This window comes from Shewanella sp. JNE2 (genome assembly GCF_023159115.1).
Taxonomy (GTDB): domain Bacteria; phylum Pseudomonadota; class Gammaproteobacteria; order Enterobacterales; family Shewanellaceae; genus Shewanella; species Shewanella putrefaciens.
Map to the genome: position 1 here is coordinate 3002150 of NZ_CP096169.1, position 13726 is coordinate 3015875.

Sequence of the window (13726 nt, forward strand, 5' to 3'; positions counted from 1 at the left end):
ATTATACGTTTTAAAATTAATCGAATGTGGTAGCTAATTGAAAACTCATCGCTTCTTCATCTTTCTTAGATAAACTCACTTCTCCTTCAATAGGAATAGGCCACTCTATCTGCACTTGTGCGTCATCCCAACGAATAGCGCACTCACTCTGCGGTGCATAATAATTAGTGGTCTTATACAAAAAATCTGCCGTATCACTTAAGGTCACAAAGCCATGTGCAAAGCCTTCCGGGATCCACAGTTGGCGTTTGTTGTCTGCAGAGAGGTGTACTCCCACCCACTGGCCAAAGGTCGGTGAGCTTTTGCGAATATCCACCGCTACATCGAATACCTCGCCCACCACACAGCGCACTAATTTACCCTGAGCATGGGGCGGCAGTTGATAATGCAAACCGCGCAATACTCCTTTGCTCGATTTTGAGTGGTTATCCTGCACAAAATTGACTGGATAACCAACGGCCGCTTCAAATTGCTGTTGGTTAAAACTTTCAAAGAAAAAGCCGCGTTCATCGCCAAAGACTTTTGGCTCAATGATTTTAACTTCAGGGATTTTTGTATCGATGATTAACATAAAGTTGAATGCTTATTTGTGAATGCTAAATGCTTAATGTTGAGTGCTGAATTAATTTACTGATAACTGTTCAGTTGGCTTAATGCGGCTTGCCAATCGCTGGGCTTGATACCAAAGGTCAGCTCAATCTTTTGGCAATTCAGTTTGGAGTTTGCCGGGCGTTTGGCCGGGGTCGGGTATTCATCGCTGGTGATAGCGTTGACTCGCATCACTTTGCTGATAATGCCCTGCGCGGTGGCCTGGTTGAAAATCTCGGTCGCAAATTTGTGCCAGCTGACATGGGGTAAACCAGCAAAATGGTAAATACCGTAGTCGTGGTTCCCGTTATGTAGAGATTGGGCCATCTTAATAAGAACTGCAGCAATATCACCGGCATAGGTTGGGCCGCCAAATTGGTCTGCAACAACACCGAGTTCATCGCGGGTTTGTGCTAAACGGAGCATGGTTTTGACGAAGTTATTGCCTGTCTCGCAAAATACCCAAGCGGTTCGCATAATAATATGACGTGGGCAAGCTTGTGCAACCGCGAACTCCCCTGCAAGTTTACTTTGACCATATACGCCTTGTGGATCAACTGTATCGGTTTCAACGTACTCACCGTCTTTATCGCCCGCAAACACATAGTCAGTAGAGATATGCAGTATGCTTGCACCTACTGCATGTGCGGCCTGCGCTAAATATTCAGGACCATCGCGATTAATTGCATATGAAAGTTCGACCTCAAGTTCTGCTTTATCAACAGCCGTGTGTGCCGCAGCGTTGATAATGGCATCAGGTTTGAATTCATTAACTAGTATATTTACTGCCTCGCGGTCAGTAATATCCAGCTGATCGCGATCTACTGCCAAAAACTCAATTTCTGGCATTTGGCTTAATTGCTTAACAAGACAACTGCCTACTTGGCCATTACTGCCGGTTATAAGGATTTTCATTTTTTATCCGCCAATTGTGCCAAATACTGCCCATACTCATTTTTAAGCATCGGCTTGGCAATATTTTTAAGCTCATCAGCGCTTAGCCAGCCATTGCGAAAAGCGATTTCTTCCAAACAGGCCACCTTCAAGCCTTGTACATGCTCAATGGTTTGGACAAAGGATGAGGCTTCATGCAGGCTCTCATGGGTGCCGGTATCAAGCCAAGCAAAGCCACGGCCTAATAATTCGACATTAAGTTCACCAGCTTTTAAGTACATGTCATTAAGGGTGGTGATCTCAAGCTCGCCACGATGTGACGGTTTAACTTCTTTTGCCAGTTCCACCACCTTGTTATCGTAAAAATACAGGCCCGTGACTGCATAGTTAGACTTAGGCTTAGCTGGCTTTTCTTCAATAGAAACAGCCTTCATGTCTGCATCAAACTCCACAACGCCAAAACGCTCAGGATCTTTTACTTGATAGCCAAATACAGTAGCGCCCGTCGGGCGGCTCGCCGCATTTTTAAGAGTCTTGGAAAAGGATTGCCCATAAAAAATATTATCGCCAAGCACCAAGCACACATTAGAGTTACCGATAAATTCTTCACCAATTATAAAGGCTTGAGCTAAGCCATCTGGTGAAGGTTGTACTGCATAGCTTAAGTTGATACCAAAATCTGAGCCATTACCCAGTAAGCGACGAAACGCCTCATTATCTTCTGGGGTAGTAATAATTAATATATCTCTAATGCCCGCTAACATAAGTGTTGATAGCGGATAATAAATCATCGGTTTATCATAAATGGGCAACAGTTGTTTAGATACACCACGGGTTAATGGATATAAACGCGTACCTGAACCACCGGCTAAAATAATTCCTTTCATTAAAAAATAAGCTCCTAGATAAATAGGTCCTAGGTTTAAAGAAAAATCAGGGCTTTAAAACAAAATAGTAAAAGGGATTAAATGCCTAAACGCTCACGCTGATAGGTGCCGTCTTGTACATGCTGGCACCATTCTTGGTTAGCTAAATACCATTCGACTGTTTTACTTAGGCCAGTTTCGAAGGTTTCTTGGGGTTGCCAATTTAGTTCTGTACTCATTTTGCTGGCATCAATGGCGTAGCGGCGATCGTGGCCAGGTCTATCGGTTATATAGGTAATTTGTTCAGCATAAGGCGTATCTTTAGGTACTAATGAGTCCAATAAGCTACAAATAGTTTGTACCACTTCTAGGTTTTGTTTCTCGTTATGCCCACCAATATTGTAGGTTTCGCCAACATTCCCCTCTATAACCACTTTGTATAGTGCACGAGCATGGTCTTCAACATAGAGCCAATCGCGGATCTGATCGCCTTTGCCATAAATTGGTAATGGCTTGCCTTCAAGGGCATTGAGGATAACCAGAGGGATTAACTTTTCAGGGAAGTGAAACGGGCCGTAGTTATTTGAGCAGTTAGTCACTATCGTCGGTAAGCCATAAGTGCGTAACCATGCACGAACTAAATGATCACTTGAAGCTTTAGAGGCAGAATAAGGGCTGCTCGGTGCGTAGGGTGTGGTCTCGGTAAATAAAGGCAGCTCTTGATTGACTGCTTGGCCTACTTGCTCATCAGGATGTGGCAAATCGCCATATACTTCATCAGTTGAAATATGGTGAAAACGGAATGCCGCTTTACGTTTAGCATCGAGTTGCGCCCAATATTGACGGGCAGCTTCGAGTAGCGTGTAAGTCCCCACTATATTGGTTTGGATAAAATCAGCCGGGCCAGTAATTGAACGGTCAACATGGGACTCTGCCGCCAAATGCATTACTGCGTCAGGTTGATGCTTAGCAAATACTCTATCTAACTCAGCACGGTCACAAATATCAACTTGCTCAAATGCATAACGCTCACTTGCCGCCACGCTTACAAGCGATTCTAAATTGCCTGCGTAAGTCAGTTTATCAAGGTTAATTACGCTGTCTTGAGTGTTGCTGATGATATGACGAACGACTGCTGAGCCAATAAAACCGGCGCCGCCAGTAACGAGTATTTTCATTATTTACTACCAATAATTGTTGAACGTAACCATTTTAATGGTCAATGAAGGGGAACAAACACTGAAATTTTTCACTTTTGTACCTCAGCCTTCCAAACCAAGCTGAGACACTTTTCATCCATTTTGAGACAGTCGATTCGTCGCTATCCCGCATAGAGCCTAGATTTCATGTTTTTTCTTAAAACAGTCCCAATAGGCCCTTTTTTTTTTTTAATTTCTCATAAAATGCCTTACCAGTACTAACATCACACCTAACATACCGCCGAGCATGGTGCCTAATACACAAATTAATGCGCGTTTTGGCTTAGCCTTTTCTTCAGGCGCTAATGCGGGGTCAATGGTTTTAAATACGTATTCATCGCGTACTTCGGCAAACATGATGGTTTTTGCCTGTTCTTCAATTAGCTTATAAAGTACAGCTTTAATATCAGCGACATTAGTTAAAGCAATTTGCTTATTTAAAAAATCGGTACTGCGATGGGCCTCTGCGACATCGCGCTCCTTCATCACTTTATTAATATCTTGAATTAACCAAGTGACCCATTGCTGCGCGACGCTTGGAGATAAATGCTCAATTGAAACGGTCACCATTGCAGTCTCTTTATCTTTATTAACAGCAATAATTTTGCTGAACTCTTTATAAGCCTCTTGCATCGAAGGTTCAGGTTTAAATGGTGGTTCGACATCGCGCACCCAAGTATTGGTTTGCTCGTTGTATAACTCAGGGTCATAGATAATTTTATCTGCATCCCTATCCCATTTTTTTGCGGCCATTAAATCAGCAAGAATATTGTGCTTTTGAATAAACTCACTGGTAAATTGGCGAGACTTTAACACCTCAATCGCAAGCTGGGTTTTATCAGTACCACCTTTACCGCCAAGATTAACCCCTGCAAGGCTGGCTAAACCACCAAACTGCGATGCCAAGGCACTTAAGCCCCCGCCCTGCTCCTCTGATGCGGGTGCCAACAAGGCTTCGGATTTATAGATATTGGGTTGTTTTATAGCAAAAATAACCGCGCCAATAGCGAAAACAGCAGTGATGGCAATAATGAGCCATTTGCCTTGCCAGATAATAGAAAACAACTCACGAAGATCAATTTCGTCGTCTTGCACTTGAGGAAATCTAGCGTCGGATTGGTATGTGTTTGGATTTTGAGTAATTTGTGTGTTCATTGGTTCTTCAGATTCTAGATTCTAGTACGCTGCGCGGCGAGAGCGCTGCGCTTCTATAAAGGCAAAAGATAAAGACAGAACGCTGCGCTGCTAGAAAAAGCAGAGCGTCGCTTCGCTCCTTCTAGAATCTAGAGCGAAGCGTTCTAGAGGCCGAAGGCCGTCCTAGAGCAGCGCTTTTTGCTGCGTTCTAGAGCAGCGCTCTTTGCCGCGTTCTTCTTAGCTTTTACTCTTACTTTGCTTTTGTTTGATAATTGCACCTAAGATTTTGGCTAATTCTTTTGCTTCTTGAACCATAAGTAACGCGGGTTCCTTTGCCAAATATCCAACTTCAATACCTATATAAAGTTGGGTAACTAGCTCTCCTAGAGAGCCTTTGGCATAGTACAAAAAGCGAATTTGATCTTTTAGTGTTTCACGCTCTTCACCCTCAGCAATATTTGAAGGGACAGATAACCCTGAACGGGTTATTTGATCTTTAAAACCCCAATTACTTACTGATTCAGTCACTCGATATATTTGACAAGATAATCGTGAAGCTCTTTTCCAAACATCCAGTTGTTCGAATCGCATAATCTTCCTTGAGAGCAGAAACTAGAATCTAGGACGGTTCGCGGCTAGAACGGCCTTCGGCCTACTATACAAGCAAAAGCTAAAAGCAGAGCGTCGCTTCACTCCTTCTAGATTCTAGCACCACGTAGTGGCGTTCTAGAGCAGCGCTTTTTGCTGCGTTCTCGCAGTTGCGAAGCAGCGTCCTAGATCCTTAGTTCTACAGCCCTGCGATGGCTGATACTGCAACAGCGGTGTTATAGATGATGCCTGTCACTTGCGACCAAAGCGTTAGGTTGTCTTTATATTCAGTATCAAGTGGGACAATCACAGTATCACCAGGTTGTAACTGGTCACCGCTACTAAACCAACTCGAACGGCTAGGCATTAATACAGCCCCATTCGCTTGAATAATATAAGTACGCCCAGTATCGGCTCGTTCTCTGGCGCCACCAGACATTGCCAAATATTGGTCTAAGGTTAAGCCATCTTTAAATCTGTGGGTGGCAGGATGCTGCACTTCACCCATCACAGCAATAGTCTGTTTAGTTGATGGCACATATAGAATATCGGCATCTTCTAATTGCAGATCGGCCTGCTTAATTCCTAAATTGATTGCGGGTAAATCAACGACTAAACGGCCCACGGCTTTGATATTTTCAAGATCCGTCAACATCAACTGAGCATCGGAATAGTTAACGACTGTTCCATCTTTTGATACACCTCGGGTGGCAATATCACGGCGGAGTTGATCGGCTAACTTTTTAATTTCAATCTGTTCTTGCTGACGAACTGACTCACGCACAAATACCGCTGAGGGTAAATAGGCATACTCTGTATAACCACCTACGCGAGTAATTAACTGGCTTAATGTTTCACCACGGCGAATATTGTAACGGCCAGGGAATTTCACTTCACCACGGATTTCAACCACTTTAGCTTCTTGCCAATCTGGTGTAGTCATTACCGTTAGGTTATCACGACTCACCAAACGCAGGTTTGCACTACTATCTCCACTTAACGCCTGCTGTAAGTCTACTGAGCGGTGTTCAATATTTACGCCTTCGCTTGTCGTACTGGTTGTAGTTAGCTCTGCTCTAACGGTGTAAGCGCCTTCTTTTAAACCACCCGCTGCAGTCACAAGATCCGATATTTTTGCCCCCACAGTAAGCGGATAAGCACCTGGCTGTTTAACTTGACCACTGATAGCGACAATGCTTGTACCTGCACCTGCTTTACCCTGGTTATTGAGTTTAACCATGATGGGGTAAAGCAACTCATTACGGCGCATTTGACTACTTAGCTTGATAAGGTCGTTATCTTCAAACAGGTTAGCTAGCATTTTACCAACAACCCCTTTAACTACAGCAACCTGTTCATTACCATCGTTATCAGTAACCACAATACCAGCCACTTGTGCTCGCCTGGTTAACTTCACATCGTCAAGTTGACTAAAGCCAGCTTGAAACAGATCTGTACCCAGAATTTTATCATCACTGAGTGATGTCACTTTTTGAATGCGTTGCTTTACCAGTTTATTAAGTTCAAAACGGTTTTGTTCTTCATCCGAGAAGTTAAAGATGATGATTTTATCACGGGGCTGTAAGGCTAAATCTTGGCTGGTATTTTTATTGCCAATCGCTTGACCAGGGGAAAATTGATATACCTGAACATCACCATATTGGTTTATTTCGCGTACCAAAAGGCCGTAATCTAAGTCGGCTGAAATGGCAAGATCACCCCATAGCGATGGTAATACATCACTAATTTTTTGCCCTGCAAGCCACTGATATTTACCAGGGCGAACGACTGCACCAACAATAGTAATTGCACTTTCGTACTGCTCTGACGCACTCTTCACGCGGATGACATCGCCCGCTTTGGCGAGAGTGTTTTTACCTTGTTCAGTGGTTAAATCTACATTCACTATCGTTTTAAGCGATTTGCTATTGTAGCGCTCGACTGAGCTACTTTTAGGATAAGCACCAGGGTTCAATCCTGCTGCCATAGTAATAATATCAGCCATGGTTTCATGCTGTTTTAGCTCATAAATAGCAGGGCGACGGACTTCGCCGGTTACTGAAACTAGGCCGCCAATGGAAGGAATAAACACTACATCACCGGATTGCAGGCGCAAATCCCCCGATACATCGCCTCGTAGTAACAGGTCGTAAAGGTCGAAAGAACCGACTAATTTGCCATTACGTTTTAATTGGATATTACGCAATGAGCCAATTTCGTTAACACCACCAGCAACAAACAACGCTTGGGTGATAGTTGATAAGCTTGAAACTGTATAAGAGCCAGGTTTATAGGCATCACCCGCGACAAAAATACGAATTGAGCGCAATTGCCCCATAGTGATATTCGACTCAATACCTATCATCTGCTGCTTTATGCGCTGTGAAAGCGAGTCGCGAAGTTCAGAGAAGCTCAACCCCATCACCGGAATTGGTCCTAATTCAGGGAATTGAATGACACCGTCGCGACTAATCACCAAGTCGTATTCTTTATTTTCTTTGCCATAAAGCTGCACTTTGATGTTATCACCAGGGCCAACAAGATATTCGCCAGGCACAGGCACATCGGAAACAGGCGCAAAGGTACTAGGCTCACCAGCAAACATTTCATAACCGAAACGACGCAGTTCAAGCTTACTGCTATCTTCGGTGAACTTAAGTTCTGCTTTCGCTTTTTGAGCGTCGTTGCTATTAGCATTGTTATTAAAGTTGTTATTGCCGTTAATATCACGGCTAGTGACGACTTCAGGATTAGCCAGTTGCTGTGATTGCGCTTGGTTGCCAGAAAGCATATTAGGATCAATACCATATTGGCGTGCAAGACGTTGCTGCTCCGCTTTTGGGAGTTGTTTGAACTGCTCAATCATTTGCGGAGAGGGCGTAACGGCTTGCGCCTGCGCGCCCATCAATATCGTGGCGCTAAGGCCAACTATGATGAATTTTTTGATTTGTTGTAACACCAGATATCTCCGATTGGGTTAAATATGGAAAACATTTAAAGCATTTAAAGCATTTAAAGCATTTAAAGCATTTAAAGCATTTAAAGCAGAATGCTGCTTTTAATGCAGAGCGTCACCACGCAACTTCTAAGTCTATTAGGTCTATCGCCGTCATCCTTGGTTTAAGCAGTCATCTTCGGCTTAAGCCGTCATCCTTACTTCTTAACCGTCATACTCGCCTTTTTGCCGTCATCCTCGCGAATGCGGGGATCCAGCTTTTAGCTTTGACTTTCATATCTCTAGATTCAAACAGCAAAAAGACTTTACTGTGGATTCCCGCCTTCGCGGGAATGACGAAGAAACACCGGAATAACGAAGTAATACGGAAATAGCCTCAGACGCTGAGAGTAACGAAGTCGCACAGGTATAACGTCAAGAAACTGGGATGACGTAAAAAGCTAGGCTTACTTGAGTAACACCGGAATAACCAAAGTGTAAAGTTCTCGTGAAGCTACGTAAGTTCTAAAATCTAGCCTCTACGAGCAAGTATTCTAGCACTGAGCTTGTGAACACCACTTCTTATTAGTGTTCAGGCAAGCTACCGATCCGCGTGGCGGCCCGAGGCCTTATTCAGTACTTCCTATACTTCATCCTTGGGATCAGCTAAAGCTGTTAATAATTGTTCCAGACAATTATTTTGCGGCGTTCGCTTAACGAATGAAACTTTTCATTCGATGCCTTTCAGGCACGCTACCGCCCATAGATTGCGGCCTCTAAAATACCCTTCGCTACGCGAAAATCCATATTTTTCAATAGAATAAACAAATTAAAGCGGCTAGTTCCACGAGTCGAACAAGAAGAAATAGTAGAGCTTTAGTTCATTTATAATTTTTAGTTTGTTCTTACTTTATCCAAAATTCTGTCGCAAAGTGTACTGTAAATTTTTAACCAACGATGGCTGTTCTATACCCAGACATCCTTATGACCGAACACTTTTCCATCCATTGAATACAAGAAATAATCAAAACAGCAAAGCAAACAACTAACCACATGATTAAGCTAGCATTAATTAAATTACACTTTGTCCTAAAAAAGTTAAAAACATAACAACTATAGCCAATGTCTTACAAAATACAGGGTAAAACTCTCACATTAAAACTCTGGTGCTATGTCTATATACAAACTCGTTCGAGTGATTCTTCTGGAACAGTAATAGTATTGACTTGCCCCATAAGGCTAAATAATACGTGGCAGCGTTTATTTGGGCATTTTTCTTGAAAAATACCTTCTAAATCAACGAATGGGCCATCTTTAAAGCGAATTCTTTCCCCCATTTTTAGCTCAGATTCTTCGGCTAATACGGTTTGGGAAGATGTGAATTCTTTCATGCGAATGGTGTGAATAATACGGTCATCAATGGGTGTCATTTTTTCTTGACAATTGACGATTCGATTTACTCCACGGGTAGAGTGGACCTGCCTGACGCTTGTCTGGCTTGGGTCAAATTTGATAAACAAATAATTTGGGAACAACGGTACGCGGCAGATCCGTTTCTGTCCACGCTGAGATTTTTCTTCAGAGACCATTGGTAAGTAGGTCTCTAAATTTTGAAGTGCTAAGTTCTGCTGTGCTCTCGCTTCACTCCGAGGTTTACAGTACAAAAGGTACCATGCCTTCATTTGTTTATCTCATTACCCTATGTCAAGTGACGTCCATTCACGGGCGGCAATCATAACAAAGATGTTAATGTCGATGGAAGCAGTTTTTCACCATAGAGGACCTACTGTTCGGTATGCGTACAAGTGTGACTTATATTAGGTAAATCAACTGTAATCAGCTCTAGCTTTGAATCGTTGGTTATGTCGCCAGTTTGCAAGCCAAAATTGACTTTCGTTGCTTTTAAGGGGTATATAAGGTGGGATTTTAGCGAAAAGATTCAATTTACCGCTTAAAATATTACTTTTATTATAAAAACGTAACAATAACCCATACGTAACTTGCAGTTATTCAACAACTTTATTCGGGCTTTCTCGTGTAGATGTTTTGCTGAAATGCAAGTCGATTAATGGGATAAGAAAAATCATTTTTCTGTGGTGACATCATCCTGTTTCAGGGGCCCACAGGCAATCACGAGCTTAAGGTGGAAGACTTCATGAGCATAGCAAAACCACAAGGGACAATGCTTGGGCATCCCAAAGGATTGTTCCTGCTATTTACAACAGAGCTATGGGAACGTTTTAGTTATTACGCAATGCGCGCCATTTTGGTGCTGTATCTAGTTGATCAAGTTGGCAAGCAAGGTGGTGGTGGGTTAGGTTGGAGCCAAGCTGATGCATTGTCACTCTATGGTACCTTCACTGCTTTAGTTTACCTAACGCCACTGATTGGTGGCTGGTTAGCAGATAATTTTCTTGGTCAACGTAAAGCCATCTATTTTGGTGGCGCATTGATGGCTGCGGGCCAGTTTATGTTAGCCGCACCACATGCATGGTTTCCTGGTGTTGAAACGACACTCTTCTATGTAGGTTTGGGAACGCTTATTTTAGGTAACGGCTTATTTAAACCTAATATATCCACTATGGTTGGCGATCTCTATGAAGAAGGCGATCATAGACGCGATGGTGCGTTTACCATCTTCTATATGGGGATTAACTTAGGTGCTGCATTATCTGGTTTTGTTGTTGCATGGGCTTATACCAGCTTTGGTCATACTGAAATAATCAATGACCAAGAAGTGTTTGTTAATAACTGGCAAGCAGGTTTTTTCTGTGCTGGGATTGGTATGCTACTTTCCCTTGTTATTCAATTCTTATTTGCCCAAAAACTACTTGGTGATATTGGTACAGTGCCTGCGGCGAGACTTGAACGTGAACGCCAAGCTCAGTTGGGGAATGTGCGTAAAGAACCGCTAACCAAAGTTGAACGCGACCGTATTAAAGTCATTATGGTGCTTGGTCTCTTTACCATCATCTTCTGGGCAGGTTTTGAACAAGCTGGCGGGTTAATGAACTTGTTTACCAATGAATTCACTGACCGTTATATTGGTACATGGGAAGTTCCCACCACCTATTTCCAATCACTTAACGCCATTTTCATTGTGTTATTTGCCCCCGTTGTTGCTTCAATTTGGATCCGTTTAGGTAAAAATGAACCTAACTCACCCGTTAAATTTGCCTTAGGCCTATTCTTATTGGCGATCGGTTTCTTATTTATGATTGGCGCGGTAGTTGAAATGGGGGGCAATCCTAACGCTAAATCCAGCATGTGGTGGTTAGTGGGTGCTTATTTCTTCCATACTATGGGTGAACTCTGTCTATCACCTATTGGCTTATCTATGGTAACTAAGCTTGCTCCATTACGTATTGCATCGCTAATGATGGGCGCTTGGTTCCTCTTTATCGCTATGGCGAACAAAGTGGCTGGTGTTGTAGGTTCGTTTATTGGCCATGGTGGTGGCAAAGAGGAACAACTCGCGAATGCCATGTCTATTTTCGCAGGTATTGCCATTACAGCCACATTTTCTGCAGTGGTACTCTACTTTATGGCAGACAAGTTAGTTGACTGGATGCATGGCGCAGAAACGAAGCATTCTTCAGAAGCGCAGGCTTTAGAAGATGAAATTGCCGTGACTGCTGAGCACGAAGCGATTAAGCGATAAGATAACAGCTAGAATCTAGCTAGATAAAGGCTTCGCTTCTTATAGAGTCTCGCAGTGATGTTCTTGAGCAATCCTGCGAATGTTCTACTAGTTGCGAAGCAACCTTTGACCACCATCCTCGATGTAAATCATCCTCACATTTAAGTCGTCATCGCATTTAAGCCATCATCGCCTCAAATAGTCATCCTCGCGAACGACTGCATGGTCAATTTTGTTCCATACAAAATATGACATTCCCACCTTCCATGGTGGTCAGATGCAGGAGGTAGAACGCTTTATTAGAAAAAGTGCAGGGAGCAGTTATCGATGCGGGGATCCAGCTTTTAGCTTTTAAACCACACACAGTTAAAACACCAAAAGAGTGCACTTATAGATTCCCGCCTTCGCGGGAATGACTCATTTAAGCTGTCATCCTCGCGTATGCGGGGATCCAGCTTTGGTTTTTGGTTTTTAAACCACCCGGCCTTAAAACATCAAAAGAGATCACCTATAGATTCCCGCCTTCGCGGGAATGACGAGGGGATTGGAATAACAAAAGAATACGAAAATGACGATGGGGTTCGAATAACAAAAGAATGCAAAAATGACGAGGAGGTTCGAATAACAAAGGAACGCGAAAATAATAAGGATTGCGGAAATAACAAATGGACGCGGGAGGATGTAGAACGCTGCGAAGCCTTACTCGATTCTAGCAACAGCGCCTTTTACTGTGCCCTAGCCGTGAGCTTGCGAACGCTCTATAGGTAGACTTAATTGCATAAATCCACCAGCGGGAATATGGCGATCGTAAACTAACCCTTTGAATTTATTTTCGAGTAGATTTTGCTTATGTATAGGTTCACTTGTAGCTATACATAGTTGTTCTTGTGGCAGGATAGTGCGGAACTGAATACTGGGTTTACCCCAGTCAAGTAAACCTAACTGTAAACTATCAGAAAGTGCCAAAGGACTAAGCCCTTGATCATTACGTAAATAGCAGCGTAATCCCCTCCCTGCTTGGGCTATCGCCGCTCGATATTTTGTCAATTCAATTGAAATATAAATAATATCGACCGTGATATCTAAACCAGAGTTAACTAAACGCTCATTCAAATAGCTAAGCATATTGAACGGTTCAATAATTGTTTTACTCTGGCCACTACGATAATTTTTAAGCTTTTGATTGACAAAACTACGCAGTAATACACAGGCAAATGCTGCGCGATTATCCTCAGGATAAAGATGTGCCATATACATGATCAAATGATCATTGCCGACCATAGCCGAGTCTATAAAATAACTACTAATATCACTGTCTTTAAACAAACTGTAGTCAACTTTGGCGACGGGGTAACTGATATTAGAGGCAGGAAATAGCTGCTGCTGAACCTGTTTTGCGGCTTCTACACTTTGCTCCAAAAGGGCTAAATTATCACTTAGCTCTTGCCGGGACAGTGCATCTATTTCTGCTTGAATAGGTTCATCACCAAGGATTTTATGTAGGGCTTGCCTAATGGCTTGTTCAATAATGAATAAATCGGATACGGGTTTAACTAAATAATCACTGGCGCCAATGCGTAATGCCTCGACAACATCTGCCATGACATTGTTACCTGAAATCACAATGGAAGGGATAAGTGGCTCAAGTTTAGTCATTTCCTTGAGCATATCGAGTCCTCCTAACTTTGGCATACTCAAGTCAGCCAAGACAATATCAAAGCGCTGTTGTTTGAAAACACTCAGTCCTTGCTCACCATCAGAGGCTTGAGCTACATCAGCGCCACGCCCAGAAAGGAACGTGGCGACAATTTGCCGAAACACAGGATCATCTTCAACCAAAAGAATCGAAACACCATTTAACACCATAAAGATTCCCGAATAA

10 protein-coding genes are annotated in these 13726 nt (G+C 42.9%); 1 reads left to right on the plus strand and 9 read right to left on the minus strand.

What is annotated here, in order from left to right:
• Positions 1-16: 16 nt before the first annotated feature.
• The 8 genes from rfbC to rfaH form a co-directional block, all read right to left on the minus strand.
• Positions 17-571 carry a dTDP-4-dehydrorhamnose 3,5-epimerase gene (gene rfbC / locus MZ182_RS13395; protein ID WP_248067241.1) on the minus strand — a complete coding sequence of 185 codons (555 nt, stop codon included), beginning with the start codon at positions 569-571 and terminating at the stop codon, positions 17-19.
• A 56-nt stretch (positions 572-627) separates the two neighbouring features.
• Positions 628-1503, minus strand: a complete 876-nt coding sequence (gene rfbD / locus MZ182_RS13400; RefSeq protein WP_248067244.1) for a dTDP-4-dehydrorhamnose reductase — start codon at positions 1501-1503, stop codon at positions 628-630.
• A complete protein-coding gene (gene rfbA, locus MZ182_RS13405) occupies positions 1500-2369 on the minus strand; it encodes a glucose-1-phosphate thymidylyltransferase RfbA (protein ID WP_248067245.1) in 870 nt (289 codons plus the stop codon). The genes rfbD and rfbA overlap by 4 nt, the downstream gene beginning before the upstream one ends.
• Positions 2370-2446: 77 nt before the next feature.
• On the minus strand, positions 2447-3526 hold the full coding sequence (gene rfbB / locus MZ182_RS13410) for a dTDP-glucose 4,6-dehydratase (RefSeq protein WP_248067248.1): 1080 nt from the start codon (positions 3524-3526) through the stop codon (positions 2447-2449).
• Between the two features lie 210 nt (positions 3527-3736).
• Complete coding sequence (locus tag MZ182_RS13415; RefSeq protein ID WP_248067251.1) at positions 3737-4702, minus strand: Wzz/FepE/Etk N-terminal domain-containing protein; 966 nt, start codon at positions 4700-4702, stop codon at positions 3737-3739.
• 216 nt (positions 4703-4918) lie between these two features.
• Positions 4919-5272, minus strand: a complete 354-nt coding sequence (locus MZ182_RS13420; protein WP_025008839.1) for a four helix bundle protein — start codon at positions 5270-5272, stop codon at positions 4919-4921.
• 196 nt (positions 5273-5468) lie between these two features.
• Positions 5469-8228, minus strand: a complete 2760-nt coding sequence (locus MZ182_RS13425; RefSeq protein WP_248067253.1) for an SLBB domain-containing protein — start codon at positions 8226-8228, stop codon at positions 5469-5471.
• Positions 8229-9379: 1151 nt separating this feature from the next.
• Positions 9380-9886 (minus strand): transcription/translation regulatory transformer protein RfaH, encoded by a 507-nt coding sequence (gene rfaH / locus MZ182_RS13430; RefSeq protein ID WP_248067255.1) that lies wholly within the window; start codon positions 9884-9886, stop codon positions 9380-9382.
• A 473-nt stretch (positions 9887-10359) separates the two neighbouring features.
• Here rfaH and MZ182_RS13435 point away from each other — a divergent pair, with 473 nt between their 5' ends.
• Positions 10360-11865 carry a peptide MFS transporter gene (locus tag MZ182_RS13435; RefSeq protein ID WP_248067257.1) on the plus strand — a complete coding sequence of 502 codons (1506 nt, stop codon included), beginning with the start codon at positions 10360-10362 and terminating at the stop codon, positions 11863-11865.
• Positions 11866-12579: 714 nt separating this feature from the next.
• On the opposite strand, the gene MZ182_RS13440 is transcribed toward MZ182_RS13435, so the two are convergent.
• Positions 12580-13710 (minus strand): response regulator, encoded by a 1131-nt coding sequence (locus tag MZ182_RS13440; RefSeq protein WP_011919591.1) that lies wholly within the window; start codon positions 13708-13710, stop codon positions 12580-12582.
• Positions 13711-13726: the final 16 nt, after the last annotated feature.

Bases quoted from the DNA above. Each gene is read 5' to 3' on its own strand.
- rfbC (WP_248067241.1), bottom strand. From the start codon at position 571: ATGTTAATCATCGATACAAAAATCCCTGAAGTTAAAATCATTGAGCCA.
- rfbD (WP_248067244.1), bottom strand. From the start codon at position 1,503: ATGAAAATCCTTATAACCGGCAGTAATGGCCAAGTAGGCAGTTGTCTT.
- rfbA (WP_248067245.1), bottom strand. From the start codon at position 2,369: ATGAAAGGAATTATTTTAGCCGGTGGTTCAGGTACGCGTTTATATCCA.
- rfbB (WP_248067248.1), bottom strand. From the start codon at position 3,526: ATGAAAATACTCGTTACTGGCGGCGCCGGTTTTATTGGCTCAGCAGTC.
- MZ182_RS13415 (WP_248067251.1), bottom strand. From the start codon at position 4,702: ATGAACACACAAATTACTCAAAATCCAAACACATACCAATCCGACGCT.
- MZ182_RS13420 (WP_025008839.1), bottom strand. From the start codon at position 5,272: ATGCGATTCGAACAACTGGATGTTTGGAAAAGAGCTTCACGATTATCT.
- rfaH (WP_248067255.1), bottom strand. From the start codon at position 9,886: ATGAAGGCATGGTACCTTTTGTACTGTAAACCTCGGAGTGAAGCGAGA.
- MZ182_RS13435 (WP_248067257.1), top strand. From the start codon at position 10,360: ATGAGCATAGCAAAACCACAAGGGACAATGCTTGGGCATCCCAAAGGA.
- MZ182_RS13440 (WP_011919591.1), bottom strand. From the start codon at position 13,710: ATGGTGTTAAATGGTGTTTCGATTCTTTTGGTTGAAGATGATCCTGTG.